12 protein-coding genes are annotated in these 13,392 nt (G+C 55.7%); all 12 read right to left on the reverse strand.

Annotated features, from left to right (window positions below; translation table 11 throughout):
• Nucleotides 1-47: 47 nt before the first annotated feature.
• The 12 genes from AB3175_RS07705 to AB3175_RS07760 all read right to left on the reverse strand — a co-directional run bounded on the left by AB3175_RS07705 (nucleotide 48) and on the right by AB3175_RS07760 (nucleotide 13,362).
• On the reverse strand, nucleotides 48-779 hold the full coding sequence (locus AB3175_RS07705) for a potassium channel family protein (protein ID WP_367360364.1): 732 nt from the start codon (nucleotides 777-779) through the stop codon (nucleotides 48-50).
• Nucleotides 780-816: 37 nt separating this feature from the next.
• Entirely contained in the window at nucleotides 817-1,398 is a 582-nt protein-coding gene (locus tag AB3175_RS07710; protein WP_367360365.1) for a hypothetical protein, read from the reverse strand.
• Between the two features lie 90 nt (nucleotides 1,399-1,488).
• A complete protein-coding gene (locus AB3175_RS07715; protein WP_367360366.1) occupies nucleotides 1,489-2,046 on the reverse strand; it encodes a YSC84-related protein in 558 nt (185 codons plus the stop codon).
• A gap of 25 nt (nucleotides 2,047-2,071) precedes the next feature.
• Entirely contained in the window at nucleotides 2,072-2,569 is a 498-nt protein-coding gene (locus AB3175_RS07720) for a hypothetical protein (protein WP_367360367.1), read from the reverse strand.
• 141 nt (nucleotides 2,570-2,710) lie between these two features.
• Nucleotides 2,711-3,400 carry a DUF3313 domain-containing protein gene (locus tag AB3175_RS07725; RefSeq protein ID WP_367360368.1) on the reverse strand — a complete coding sequence of 230 codons (690 nt, stop codon included), beginning with the start codon at nucleotides 3,398-3,400 and terminating at the stop codon, nucleotides 2,711-2,713.
• 88 nt (nucleotides 3,401-3,488) lie between these two features.
• Nucleotides 3,489-3,812, reverse strand: coding sequence for a putative quinol monooxygenase (locus AB3175_RS07730; protein ID WP_367360369.1), 324 nt, complete (start codon nucleotides 3,810-3,812; stop codon nucleotides 3,489-3,491).
• A gap of 49 nt (nucleotides 3,813-3,861) precedes the next feature.
• Nucleotides 3,862-4,536 carry a potassium channel family protein gene (locus AB3175_RS07735; RefSeq protein ID WP_367360370.1) on the reverse strand — a complete coding sequence of 225 codons (675 nt, stop codon included), beginning with the start codon at nucleotides 4,534-4,536 and terminating at the stop codon, nucleotides 3,862-3,864.
• Nucleotides 4,537-4,572: 36 nt separating this feature from the next.
• Nucleotides 4,573-6,003 carry an efflux transporter outer membrane subunit gene (locus AB3175_RS07740; RefSeq protein WP_367360371.1) on the reverse strand — a complete coding sequence of 477 codons (1,431 nt, stop codon included), beginning with the start codon at nucleotides 6,001-6,003 and terminating at the stop codon, nucleotides 4,573-4,575.
• Nucleotides 5,996-9,157, reverse strand: a complete 3,162-nt coding sequence (locus tag AB3175_RS07745; protein WP_367360372.1) for an efflux RND transporter permease subunit — start codon at nucleotides 9,155-9,157, stop codon at nucleotides 5,996-5,998. The genes AB3175_RS07740 and AB3175_RS07745 overlap by 8 nt, the downstream gene beginning before the upstream one ends.
• Nucleotides 9,158-9,163: 6 nt before the next feature.
• On the reverse strand, nucleotides 9,164-10,426 hold the full coding sequence (locus AB3175_RS07750; protein WP_367360373.1) for an efflux RND transporter periplasmic adaptor subunit: 1,263 nt from the start codon (nucleotides 10,424-10,426) through the stop codon (nucleotides 9,164-9,166).
• A gap of 477 nt (nucleotides 10,427-10,903) precedes the next feature.
• Nucleotides 10,904-12,331, reverse strand: coding sequence for a pyruvate kinase (gene pyk / locus AB3175_RS07755; protein WP_367360374.1), 1,428 nt, complete (start codon nucleotides 12,329-12,331; stop codon nucleotides 10,904-10,906).
• On the reverse strand, nucleotides 12,328-13,362 hold the full coding sequence (locus AB3175_RS07760; protein WP_367360375.1) for a DUF2950 domain-containing protein: 1,035 nt from the start codon (nucleotides 13,360-13,362) through the stop codon (nucleotides 12,328-12,330). Before AB3175_RS07760 ends, pyk begins: the two co-directional genes overlap by 4 nt.
• Nucleotides 13,363-13,392: the final 30 nt, after the last annotated feature.

Genomic DNA, 13,392 nt, shown 5'->3' on the forward strand with positions numbered 1-13,392 from the left:
TTTCTTCCTTGATGCCGGATCTACCGGAATCTTCCCGGAGTTTAATCTTACCGCTCTTTCTCACCTTCGGCCGAATAAATAGCAACCAGCCGGGCAACGAGAATGGTGACATAAAACACGCCGGCAACGGACTCCGTTATCGCCAGCATTCTTGATACATTGGACGCCGGAATGATGTCGCCGTAGCCAACGGTCATGAGGGTGGCAAAGCTGAAGTAAAAAGCCTCGAATCCCGTCGGCACCTGCCTGGGCGCGGCCCCCAGGACGAAGGAAAATGAGTCTGGAAATATTTGCGCCACAAGTTGATAGGCAAAGGACCAGAGGAGTCCGAGCATCAGATAGTTGGCAATTGCGGCGCAGAGGATATCCAGACTCACCCGTGCCGCAGCGAGAACGAATCGCAGAAGATGCATCACAACAAAGCCACAGAACAGCGCGGCGGATACGAGAAAGATCTCCAGCGGCATCAGGTCGGGTCGAAAATAGTTCACCCATTTCCCGGCCACCGCCGGCACCGCCAGAGCGATCCCCCAAACCAGTGTGCTGCGCCGGCTGCCGATTGCCGGCAGAGCCGACAACAGCACCATGGTCAGGAGAAGAGAAAGAACCAGTACGCCATAGGACATCAGCTCGATAAAGGGAAAGATCACAATCAACAGGACCAGCATGGCCAGAAAGGTGCGCATGGAGAACCGGACTGGCTCTTGCTCTTTTTCACCGGAAGCGTTCATGTGGTGTTTGTATTCCGCATTCCATTTCGGTCGCTTTGATCGAGGCATAAAACCTCCAGGTCCATGCTGAATCCCGGGAATATTTTTACGGACGTTCCACAGAAATGGCCTCCGCCTCGGTAAATGTGATCAACAGTTCGTCCCCGACGCTGACTTTATCCAGATTTGCCGGATCCACAACGTTCACCTTTACGGTCTTTCCATTTGGACCCATGAGAGAGATCGTGCCCCCATCCTTGTCGATTGCTTTCACTGTGGCGGTCAGCGACCTCTGCCGGGTAATCATTCCGCCGGGCATCTCGCCGGGCTTCGCCCGAACGATCGTTGTCGCCGTCCCTGCCCCTGCGGCCGTACCGGGTTTGATCACTTCCACAGCGACAGACTCCAGGAATTTAATCGTGACGATATCCCCTGTTTTAACCTGGGGAAGATTCACGGCTTCCTTGCCGACCTTGAAATCGCGGACATCCCCTCCCGAATCTTTGAGAGTGACGATCCGCTTCTTCATGTCAACGGCCACCACCGTGGCGGTCAGAACAGCCACTTTTCCCCTGACGATCCCGGAACGTTCATCGTCCCCATCTGACGTTTTGAAAGTTGCACAACCTGCCGCCATCAATGCCATCAACGCCAGTGCCATTAATAGAACAACACTTTTTTTCCTCATACGTCCAATTCTCCATTTCTTCCTCAATGTTATCGCCTTGAATCTTCAGACCAGGCACTGCTAAAAAATTTTCAATCCTTATGAAGATTTTTATCTGACGATCTTCGTTATCTTCGTCCCCTGCAGGCCGACTCCAGCCATAAGCCCTTTCTGGTCAAAGAAGAAGGCATAAATATCGGATTTCGCCGTAGTGGTCGATATGCCTCCTGCTGCTCCCACATCAACGACGACAATGTTCGGGGTCAAGCCCAGTTCCCAGCCTTCACTTCTGTCCAAAAATCTCAAAGCGGAGTCCGACATCAGGAACAACGCATAGCCGTACTTCTGGATACCGGCCTGCAAACCGTACGATGCCGAAATGGTACTGTAGAAACCCGCAACCTTCCCATCCTTTATCAGGGCGCCCTCACCGTATTGCCCCCCCACGATGAATCCACCTTTCACGATATCGGGAAAGACAAGGATGGCCTTCGCCTTCTGCCCCATGTCTCGCGCAGGAGTTGATTTTTCAGACAGCTTCAGCAGAGCGATCTGGACATTGCGGTTGATTTCTTCTGCGGACGCCGCCACGACCCGTCCCGTGGGCACGGAGATCACGACGAACAGGACAAGGACACAGAGAAAAATTTTAAAATGTAAGCCTTTCATTCTTACCTCCTTTTTTCTTAGGGTCTTACTTCTTTTCTGCTTTGATCAGAGGTATCCTGGCAGCCAGTTCATAATCGATTACCGCTTTTATCTTGTTCTCAATCTGATAATAGCGCACCACCTTCATTTCGGGCAGGACTTTCCGGAATTTCGGCAGATATGCTCTGCGCAATTCAAGCCCCACCGTCTCAATGGTCATCAATTCATCAAGCAGCTTCTTTGCGATTTTATCGGTCATCGTTCCATAGGCATCTCCATAATCCTTGATTAATTTAACGACACGCATGCGAAGCAGAAACTGCTCATTTTGATAATTTTCGTAGACGGGCCAGAAGGCTTTGGCCTCCTTCTCGGTAAGCTGCATGTTTTCAGCTACGAGCAACTTTTTGTCTGCCTTGATCTTCTCCTGCAGGATCTGCATGTTGTTGCCGGATGGTTCATCAGCCATTCCGGTAATTCCAATACCCAGAAACAATATGGACAGTACCAAAGTCAAAAATAGTGTCCCTCTTTTTTTTGTCATGAGAATCCTCCTCATTGTTTATACTTTCTTTTCCTTAGCCGCATGGGATGAGAAGTCGGACATCCGTCATCGGCAAAAGCATTTTACTGATGACGGATGTCCGATATCGAGTATTCCTCTATAATCCAGGGCATAAGCCCACTATTTTGCCGGTTCCCTTTTGATGCCCCTGGCTTCATCCAGAACCTTCACGATCCTCTCCGACCAGAACTTGAAGGCGTCCTCGGCTGATCCATAACTGGAAAAGCGCGAAGCGAAGGCCGCCTGTTGCTGATCCACCGCCATGACAAGCGGCTCATTGCTCTCGGAGTCGATCATCATCAGCTCGGCGCACGTCTCGCCGCTTCCTGCCCAGCCCCCCGTTGCACCCCTCTTAACGACACTGATGGCAATTCCGACGGGAATAATCGAGGTGACGGCACTGACACCGGGGTTACTCCGCTCGATATTGGTTATGGCAATTTTGATCCGCGCCACATCGGGACCGGGATCGACTACGATCGGGTACTTGTCCTTGAAGGCCGCAACCAGTTCTTTGTTGAAGGTGTCGGCAAGGTCTTTCAGCACCTGGGGATCAATGCCCTTGTATTCAGACTCGTCGGCGAGGTAGAAGATAACGCTGTCCACCATGAAACGGTTGTACTTGCTGAAATCCAACCCATCCTTCACCCACCGCAGTTTGGCGCCCCCTTCCGGTCCCGGCTTCAATTGCTTGTATACATCGGGACTACCCAGAAAACCGGAAAAAGGCGGATCTCCGGCAAATGCTACGGATGCGCTGAACACAAGACCGATTCCAATGACCAACAGTAATTTTGCCAATGCTTTCATAAATACCTCCTGACATCGTTTTATTGTTTTATCTTAAGGACCTTGGAGAAGATCCACCTTTAGCCTCTACCGTTTATATTCCTCCGATTCAGATTCCCTTCCTCATCCTCTTCAGGATGTTAATCCCTTCCCAGGGAGTATTGTCCCCCACTCGAACTCTCACCGCCTTACTCAGCAGATCGACCGCCCCGAGAAGCGCGCTCCCGCTTGTCGATCGCATATAGCTCTCAAATTTCCTTTCATCCTCCCAGGCAATTGAAAGGAAGAAGACCTCTCCATCCTCCATATCCCGGTATATATGGGATTCAAGGCATCCTTCTTCCCTTCGCATCGTGGGCAGAAGCGCCTGCAGGGACTGATAGAGTTCCTGAAACTTTTCCGCTTTGGCCCGGAATTCAAGAGTGAGATTCATTGAACTCTCCTTAAATCGGAGTTGAAGAGAAACAGCAACGCACAGTTTCTCATACAGTTTCCTGCTTATTACCGGATACCGTATAGAGGCTCACGAGCCGCGCCACGGTAATGGCGATAAAAAGCTGACCGATCAGCGTTTCCAGAATGGCCAGGGAACGGGCCTGTTCCGTTACCGGCAGGACATCCCCGTAACCCGTCGTCGTCAGTGTCACAAAACTGAAATAGATGAACCCGGCTCGGTTCTTCGCTCCCGCAAAGTTGAACGAGCCCGGATAGATTGTCTCAATGAGACTGTAGAGGGACGCCCATAGAAGCCCCATAAGCACGTATTCGCTGGCTCCCGCCATGATCATGTCCGCAGTCACGTTCTCCTGTCGAGCCAGGTAGAACAGAATATTGATGACGGCATATCCAAGGAAAAAAAAGACCGCTATTTGACTCGCCCACGAAGTCACCGCGCTTGGAAAAAGGAAGCCGAAAAGGTCGGCCAGGATGACGGTAGCCGCTATGGCGATGACGACCCACTGATTTTTCCGTTTTTCATAAACGGCCCAGACACAGGAAATGATAATGAACCAGAGGAAGATGTCGGTTACGAACGTTACGGCCACCGCACCTGCGATAAAGGGCCGCAGGAGAAAAAGCAGGATGATCGTAAAAAACAAATAGGAGAATCGTGCTTTCAGAATGACATCGATCATGCCTTTAATGGGTCGACGCATGGGTATTCCTCACCAGACACACCCTTGGAACTCAGCCTATTGTTTCCCGTCCGCTGACAACACGGTCCGTTCGTCCGCTTCTACGACCCATCCTCCGCCCATGGCCTTGTAAAGGTTCACCAGCGCCCCGAAGAGAATCCCCTGGGTCTGGGCGTAGCTCAACTCCGTGGAAAAGAGACTCCGCTCGGCATCGAGGACTTCGATGTAGCTCGTCAAGCCGTTCTCATAGCGCAGCCGGGCGAAGCGGGTGTATTCCCGCAGGGCATCCATCTGCCTCTTTTGCGCCTCAAGCTGCTCGCGGGTGCGCTTCTGATCGACAAGGGCGTCCTCCACCTCCTGGAAAGCCGTCTGAATGGTTTTCTGATAGCCGAACAGGGTCTGCTGCTGAATCGCCTCAGCCATCTTGACCTGTCCATAGATGGCGCCCCCCGTGAAGATCGGCGCCGTCAGACTTCCACTCCAGCTCCACACACGTGCCGGACCGCTAAACAGATTGGAAAGATCCGCACTTGCCCAGCCAAAGAATCCAGTCAGCGAAAGAGTGGGGAAATACCGAGCCCTTGCTACGCCAATGCGGGCATTGGCTGCGATGAGCGCCTGCTCGGCCTGACGGATATCCGGCCGCTTTTCCAACAGATCCGAAGGGAGACCGGCAGGAACAACCGGCAGGACCAGTTCGTTCATCGTTCTGCCCCTGGGTATGGGCCCTGGATTTCTGCCGAGCAGGAGATTCAATGCGTTTTCCTGGAAGGCAACCTGTTTCTCTATCTGAGGTATCGTAGCCAGGGCCTGTTCGTATTCCGATTTGACCTGGTTGAGTTCAAGCTCAGAAAGAACCCCGCCTTCAAATCGCTGCTTGAAGAGTTTGTAGGCATCCTCCCTTGTTTTCGCCGTCCGGATGGCGATTTCCCTCTGCATGTCCAGATCGCGCAAGGAAACGTACCCGTTCGCCACGGCGCTCACCAGTGACAGGATCACTCCCCGCCGTGCCTCTTCGGTGGCAAGCAGGTCCGCCCGCCCGGCTTCGGTGGCCCTTCTCAATTTTCCCCAGAGATCAATCTCCCAGTTTCCGTTAAAGACGCCCTGGTAGAAATCCGCCGGATTTTCGACCTGTGACGACAGAGGGGCCGCTCCCTCCTCTGAGGCACGGCTTCGCCCGGCATCGGCATTTCCCCAGATCTGCGGGAACAGGCCGGAACGCCACACCCAGTACCTTCCGACGTACTCGTTGACTCGCGCAGTGGCGATCCGGAGATCGAAATTCGACCTCAAGGCTTCATCGATCAGCGCGTTAAGAACCGGATCATTAAACTGGGACCACCAGGCCGAATTGGCCGTTTCCTGCGCAGCCTTTTCCTCGATTCGCCAGGCCGACGGGCTTTCCATGGCTGGACGCCTGTAGTCCGGGCCGACGGCACAGCCGGCAAGAATCAGTGCAATGATGACGGAGAAGATCCCTCTATTCATGGCCTTCCTCCTTCCCGGTCTCCCCTGCAGGAGCCTCTGCTTCCTTTACCCCCCTGTGAGACAGCTTCTCCACAACGAAGAACGTAACGGGAATGAGGAATATGGCAATAAAGCTCGCCGCCAGCATCCCGCCGATGACGGCCCATCCCATGACGCGCCGCGAGATGGCCCCTGCTCCGCTGGCCATGGCCAGCGGCACGCATCCCAGGATAAAGGCAAAGGAGGTCATCAGGATCGGCCGCAGCCGAAGCTTTGCCCCGGTCAGGGCCGCCTCGACGACGGGTTTTCCCTTGTCGTATTCCATCTTGGCGAACTCGACGATGAGGATCGCGTTTTTCGCTGCCAGCCCGATGAGCATGACGAGGCCGATCTGCGCGTAGACGTTGTTCTCGAACCTTAACGCCCACAGGGCGCCGAAGGCCCCCATGACGGCCACGGGTGTTCCCAGCAGCACGCTGAAGGGGAGGGACCAGCTTTCGTACTGAGCGGCCAGGATCAGGAAAACGCACAAAAGCGAGAAGCCGAAGATGACGGCGGGTGAAACCCCTTCCTGGGCCTTCTTTTCCTGGTAGCTCATCCCGAGGTAATCATAGCCCATTTCCCGGGGCATCGTCTGGGCAAAGACCTCTTCGAGGGCGGCCATGGCTTGGGCCGAACTGTAGCCCGGCGCCGCCGAGCCGTTGATCTGAGCGCTGCGGTAGAGATTGTAGCGCATGGTGAACTCGGGCCCCGCAGTAGAGCGGATATTGGTCACGGCGGAGAGGGGAACCATCACGCCCTCGCTGTTTCGCACATGAAACTGCCCGAAGTTCTCGGCCTTCGTCCTGTATTCCCCTTCAGCCTGGACATAGATCTGCCACTGGCGGCCGAACCGGTTGAAGTAGTTCACGAAGGTGCCCCCCATGAAGCACTGGAGGGTCTTGTAGACATCCGAGATGTTCACCCCCTGCTTGAGAACCTTGTCGCGGTCCACGTCCACGAAGACCTGAGGCACATTGGGGCGGAAGGTCGTGCTGATGCCGGCCAGTTCCGGCCGCTTCCGTGCCGCCTCGATAAATTTGCTGGTCTGATCGGCCAGGAAGGCGATGTCCTTCCCGGCCCGGTCTTCCAGGATGAAGGTGAAACCGCCCGAGGTCCCGATTCCCGGGATGGCCGGGGGTGGAAAGGCAAAACCGATGGCCTCCGGCAGGGACCCCAATCCCTTGCTCAGGTGGGCCTTGATGGCCTCGTACTTCTCCTCCGGCGTCTTCCGTTCGCCCCAGTCCTTCAGCGTAATGAAGAAAAAGGAGCTGTAGGTGTTGGCCACGCCGCTGAGCATGCTGTAGCCGACAACGGAGGTGCAGTACTTAACGCCGGGCGTCTTTGAGATGATCTCCTCGGCTTTTTTCGTCACATCGTCGGTCCGCTGCAGCGAGGCAGCGTCGGGAAGCTGAACCCCCGCATAGACGTACCCCTGGTCTTCATCGGGGAGGAAGGAGGTTGGCAGGTTTTTTCCGAAAAAGCCCGCCAGGACGGCTGTCCCGAGGAGGAAGAGGAGGCTGATCTTACTCTTACGGATAAAGTGATCGCACCAGTTCACGTACCCGTCCGTTGAACGGCCGAAGATGCGGTTGAACCCATCGTAGAATTTCTGCAGCGGCCCCCAGGATTTCTTCTTTGGCCGCAGCAGGAGGGCCGACAGGGCCGGTGACAGGGTCAAGGCGTTGAAGGCCGAGATGATGACGGAGACGGCGATGGTCACGGCGAATTGCTGGTACAGGCGGCCCGTGATCCCCGGGATGAAGGCCGTGGGGACGAAGACGGCAGCCAGGATGACGGCGATGGCGATGACCGGGCCCGAGACCTCCTCCATGGCCTTGAGGGTTGCCTCCTTGGGCGTCATCCCCTGCTCGATGTGGTGCTCCACGGCCTCGACGACGACGATGGCGTCGTCGACGACAAGACCGATGGCGAGCACCAGCCCGAAGAGCGAGAGCGTGTTGATGGAAAACCCCAAGAGCGGAAAGAGCATGAAGGTTCCCACCAGGGAGACCGGCACGGCCAGCAGGGGGATGAGGGTTGCCCGCCATCCCTGCAGGAAGATGAAGACGACGATGATGACGAGAACGAGGGCTTCGAAGAGGGTATGGACGATCTCATTGATCCCCTCCGTGACGGCAAGCGTCGTGTCCAGGGCCACCACGTAATCCAGATCGGCAGGGAATCGCTCCTTGAGTTGCGCCATCAGCTTCTTGGACCCTTCCGCTGCTTCGATTGCGTTGGTTCCGGGCAGCTGGTAGAGGGCAATGATGGCGGCGGGCTTGCCATTGAGGCGGCCGATCATGTTGTACGACTGGGCCCCCAGCTCGATCCGTCCCACATCCTTGAGATGGACCAGGGAGCCGTCAGGATTTGCCCGGATCACGATGTTGCCGAACTCCTCCTCGTTCTGGAGGCGGCCCTGAGAGCGAACGGCATAGGTGAATTCCTGTCCAGGCGGCACCGGTTCGCCGCCGATCTGGCCGGCGGGGTTCACCGTATTCTGCTGCTGGACGGCGTTGGTGATCTCGGGGATGGTGATCCCCAGCTTCGCGAGCTGGTCAGGCTTCACCCAGAGGCGCATGGCGTACTGCCCTGCCCCGAAAATCGTGACGCTGGCGATACCGGGAACGCGGGTCATCTGGTCGTTGATGTTGATGTAGCAGTAATTCGCCAGAAAGACGTTGTCATAGGTCCCCTTGGGGGAAAAGAGGGCGAACACGATCAGGGGCGCCGATGTCGATTTCTGCACCGTGACCCCCTGGTTGATCACATCGGTGGGCAACTGCGAGTTGGCCTGGTTGGTCCTCATCTGGGCAAGGATCTGGTCGGTGCTGGGATCCGTCTTGATGTCGAAGTTCACCGTCAGGACCATCTTGCCGTCGTTGGAGTTCAGGGAGTACATGTAGTTCATGTTGTCCACACCGGACATCTGCTGCTCGATGGGGGTGGCCACCGACGACTCCATGGTCTGAGCATCGGCGCCGGGGTAGGTGCCGGTGACCTTCATTTCCGGCGGGACAATGTTGGGGAACTGCGCCGTGGGCAGACCCGACATGGCCACGAGACCGACGATGACCATGAGGATGGCGATTACCATGGCCACGATGGGACGATTGATGAAGAACTTGGACATGGCGGATCACCTCTTTTCAGTCTTCGCAGGCTCGACGGGTTTTGAGGAGGTCAGGGCATTTTCCTGTGATTTCGCTTCCAGGGATGGTCCCGGCTTGGCTTCGGTCTTCACTGGTGTTTCCACAAAGGTCTTCGGCGTAACCGGCATTCCGGGACGGACCTTCTGTATCCCCTCGACGACGACGCTCTCTCCGGGCCTGAGGCCCTCCAGAATGACCCACAGATTGTCAACACGCTCGGCGACTTTCACCGGCCGGATGTCCGCCTTGTTGTCCGCCCCGATCACGGCCACCATGTATTTCCCCTGGACTTCTGATACGGACCGCTGAGGTACAAGCAAGGCATCCTTGCGGACAGACGCGGCAACCCGGACCCTCCCATACTGCCCGGGCCGCAGGAAATTGCCCGGATTGGGAAATACCGTAGCGACTTTTATGGTCCCCGTCCGGATATCCACCTGCCGATCGGCAAAGGCGAAATATCCCTTTTCCGGATAGACGCTGCCATCCGCAAGGATCAGTTCCCCTACTTTTTTCTCTCTCACCGTGACCGAATATTTTGCCGTCTGGAGATACTCCTGTTCGCTTATCTGGAAGTAGACCTTGATCGGGTTGACCGTTGAGACCGTGGTCAGTTCCTCCACAGCTCCCGGACCCACGAGATTTCCTATCTGGGCCTTGGCAAGGCCGGAGATGCCGTCTACAGGGGAAGTGATTTTTGTGAAGCCCAGATCAAATTTGGCCTTGTCGAAACTGGCCTGGGCGGCGAAAACCGCCGCGCGGGCTGCCTGTTCCGCCCCGACGGCGTCATCGAGATCCTTCTTGCTGACGGCATTGACCTCGGCAAGGGGTTTGATCCGTGCCAGATTCGCCTTGGCTGTATTCCAGCGCGCCTGCTGGGCTTCCAGTTGCCCTCTTGCCTGATCCAGTGATGCCTGGAAGGTGCGTGGGTCAATTTCGAAGAGGATCTGGCCTTTCTTCACGAGTTCGCCATCGCGGTAATTCTGCTTGATGAGATACCCCTGGACCTGAGCCCGGATCGTGGCATTGACCATCCCGTCGAGGGTCCCGATCCACTCCTTGTAGACAGGAACATCCTTCTGAATCACCGTCATCACTTCAACGACAGGCGGCTTCGGCGCCTCCTTCGGCCCTTTCGAGCATCCCGCCGCAAGGACCATCAGCAGGGTGATGCCCGCAATGGAAAGGATGCTCTGGAAAATTTTCCAACGACGGCTTTCGGGATAACGATGTAACATGAAGTTCTGCATGCCCGGTCTCCTCCTCATCTTCTGGACATAGCCTTTATTATCGTGTTCAAATATGACCTCTGTTCCGATGTTCCAATTTCCTCAGGGGTCTAAAATTTTTCAGCCCGCCTGTGGAATAAAGTCCAAAATACGTACCTGAAATCGAGCAGGGTCGAACAATTGTAAGTATTTGATAAATAACAACTTATTTAACGGTAAAAAAGCGTTTCTCTCTTGTGGCAGAAAAATTCCCTCAACATTTTGCGGATCTGTAATATATTGAGGCCTCTTATTGAGGTTTCGACTAGCGCCTGAATTGCATGGGGGACAGCTTGTTGGAGAAGAGCCGTGGCGATGAGTTCATCATACGGTGTGCCTCCTTGGGTCTTGATGGTCCTGCGGCCACCCGTTTTTTTTCAAGAGAGGGATCCACCCATGGGAAGGTCCTCCCCTTACTGACGAAGCGTTAATCTTTGAAAGGCCCTTTTCCTTCGGCTTTCAAAGGGTCAGGTCAAGAATTTCCAGGCTGTGGTTCGCTTCGGCATTCTCCCGGGATGGACCCTGGGTCAGAATGGCGATGTTCCCCTTGAGGCCGAGTGAGGATGTCTGTCTTCGAACATAAGCGTACCAGTTTTCCGGTAGAGGAGCCTCGCACACGGGATAGATGCCCGAAGAGAACAGGAGCTGCTGACAGGTTGACGCCTCGGAGCTTACGGCCACTGTCCAGACGGGAAGGCGGAATCTGGCGATGCTTCGCGCCGTCGCGCCGCTTCTCGTCGGGACAAAGACGGCCGCCGGCGTCACATATTCGAAGCATGCTTCCACGCCGATGGCGATAAGATGCTCCGGGCGAATCCTCTCCCGCAAGTCTATGCCTTTGAACAGCTCTTTGACCGCGGTCATCGGGCGCTGCGCTTCCGCCGAAAGGGCTATTTTTGCCAGCATCTCGACGGCTTCCACAGGATATTTGCCCATGGCGGATTCTCCGGAGAGCATGACACAGTCCGTGCCGTCGAGGATTGCGTTTGCCACGTCCGTTGCCTCCGCCCGTGTAGGGCGACGGTAGTCCGTCATCGATTCGAGCATCTGTGTCGCTGTGATCACGGGTTTCGCGCGCATGTTCGCAAGACGCGTGATTCGCTTCTGGATGATGGCGATCTGCTCGATCGGGACTTCAACCCCCAGGTCGCCGCGGGCGATCATGATGCCATCAGACGCGGCGATGATCTCTTCGATGCGGTCGAGCGCCCCGGACCGTTCGATCTTTGCGATGATGAAAGGGGCATATCCCAAATCTGCAGCCGCCTGGCGCACGGCTTCGACATCTGCCGGCCCTTCGACGAAGGACTGGCTTACGGCATCCACGCCATTTTCGAGGGCAAAGCGCAGACACCGGGAATCGTTTTCGGTGAACGCGCTGATGCCGAGATTGATGCCCGGCAGGTTGAGCCCCTTGCGGGAGCGGAGTTCCCCTCCCACCATGACCGTGCAGACGACATCGTTCCCCCTTGATTCGACAACTTTGAGCTGGATGTATCCGTCATTGAGAAAGAGCATCTCTCCTGCCTTCACGGACTTCGGCAGACCGGTAAAGGAGACGGACACACGGCTTTTGTCGCCGGGAATGTCGTCGACAGTCAGCGTGAACGGATCGCCCGCCTTGAGATCGACCGGCTCGGACGCGAATTTTCCGATTCTCATCTTCGGGCCGGAGAGGTCGGCCAGAATGGCGATCCTGCATCCCAGCGATGCCGACACGGTCCGCAGATTCTCAATGACCTTCTTGTGCGCCTCGAAGTCGCCATGGGAAAAGTTGAGCCGGGCGACGTTCATTCCCGCCAGGATCATCTCTTTCATCACTTCGGGCGCCTCAGATGCAGGCCCGATGGTGCAGACGATCTTCGTCTTGGGGAAAGCCATGTTCATTCTTTTCCCCCCTGTTCACCGGGACAGCCGGAATCCGTTCCTGCCGGGCTTCCCTCTCCGTCCGTCTCCACCTTCTTCCAGGTCTTATCCGGATTGAAAAGATTCATCGCGCGGGCTCTTTTCGCCGTGTCTTTCCCAAGGTTCTTCTGATACACAACCCCATCCTGGTTCACGATAAAGGTCATGATCCCGGAATTTCCATACCGCGCGGGATAGGCAACCAGGGCAAATCCCCCGATCATGTCTCCATTGACCACATAATCGAATGCCCCCCCCTTCGCAGACGATCCCTGCCCCTGCAGTATCCTGTAGAAATAACCGTAGTAGGGCTGGGGATGATCGGAAGAGGACTTTTTCACGTAGCCCTCTGTCTTTGCCTTCGCGGCAAAGGGACCGAAGGGGCTCGGCTTTTCGCCTTCCTTTGTTTCCCAGTACAGGCCGTCCCTCTTCCCGGGGGTGCTCCAGAACTTCCGGGCATACCTTGCCAGTCCCCCTTCTTCACTTTGCATATCTGCATATTCCTGCTGGGCATCGACATAGGCTTCGCAGACCTTGATGACCGCCAGTTCATTTCTGCCGATCCTCCGGTTCAGGACCTCCTCTTTTCCTTTTTTCGTATCGAACAGCCATCCCTGCCCCTTCTTCACAATCGGGATCGGCAAAGGCCAATCCTTTTGGCCCACCAGGAGAACGGCTTTGAATTCCCCCTCCCTCTCGATCCTGTTCTTCTCTTCATATCTTTGGGCAAAGTTTTCGAGGGCCTCCCTGTCCGCGATTTCATCCCCGGACAAGAGGATCGCGTGGGCCTCCGGACCAAGAACCAGGGTCATTTGCTTTCTATCCTGAGATTTTACGGCATCGACCAGCGCCTTGACTGCAGCCTCCGGCGAAGGATAGGTCCTTTTCTGACCCCCTTTAACGGCTGCATCCGCAGATGAAAAACCCGCAGAGAGCGCCAGCAGAACCGTGAGGACCGCCACAACAAAATACCGGCAGAAAGAACTTCTTATTTTCGAGAAAGTATTCAACATACTCTTTTCCTCCTTCTCATCGTGGGTTTT

It is taken from the genome of Syntrophus sp. (in: bacteria), from assembly GCF_040768185.1.
Classification (GTDB): Bacteria; Desulfobacterota; Syntrophia; order Syntrophales; family Syntrophaceae; genus Syntrophus; species Syntrophus buswellii.

Bases quoted from the DNA above. Each gene is read 5' to 3' on its own strand.
- AB3175_RS07705 (WP_367360364.1), bottom strand. From the start codon at position 779: ATGCCTCGATCAAAGCGACCGAAATGGAATGCGGAATACAAACACCAC.
- AB3175_RS07710 (WP_367360365.1), bottom strand. From the start codon at position 1,398: ATGAGGAAAAAAAGTGTTGTTCTATTAATGGCACTGGCGTTGATGGCA.
- AB3175_RS07715 (WP_367360366.1), bottom strand. From the start codon at position 2,046: ATGAAAGGCTTACATTTTAAAATTTTTCTCTGTGTCCTTGTCCTGTTC.
- AB3175_RS07720 (WP_367360367.1), bottom strand. From the start codon at position 2,569: ATGACAAAAAAAAGAGGGACACTATTTTTGACTTTGGTACTGTCCATA.
- AB3175_RS07725 (WP_367360368.1), bottom strand. From the start codon at position 3,400: ATGAAAGCATTGGCAAAATTACTGTTGGTCATTGGAATCGGTCTTGTG.
- AB3175_RS07730 (WP_367360369.1), bottom strand. From the start codon at position 3,812: ATGAATCTCACTCTTGAATTCCGGGCCAAAGCGGAAAAGTTTCAGGAA.
- AB3175_RS07735 (WP_367360370.1), bottom strand. From the start codon at position 4,536: ATGCGTCGACCCATTAAAGGCATGATCGATGTCATTCTGAAAGCACGA.
- AB3175_RS07740 (WP_367360371.1), bottom strand. From the start codon at position 6,003: ATGAATAGAGGGATCTTCTCCGTCATCATTGCACTGATTCTTGCCGGC.
- AB3175_RS07745 (WP_367360372.1), bottom strand. From the start codon at position 9,157: ATGTCCAAGTTCTTCATCAATCGTCCCATCGTGGCCATGGTAATCGCC.
- AB3175_RS07750 (WP_367360373.1), bottom strand. From the start codon at position 10,426: ATGCAGAACTTCATGTTACATCGTTATCCCGAAAGCCGTCGTTGGAAA.
- pyk (WP_367360374.1), bottom strand. From the start codon at position 12,331: ATGAACATGGCTTTCCCCAAGACGAAGATCGTCTGCACCATCGGGCCT.
- AB3175_RS07760 (WP_367360375.1), bottom strand. From the start codon at position 13,362: ATGTTGAATACTTTCTCGAAAATAAGAAGTTCTTTCTGCCGGTATTTT.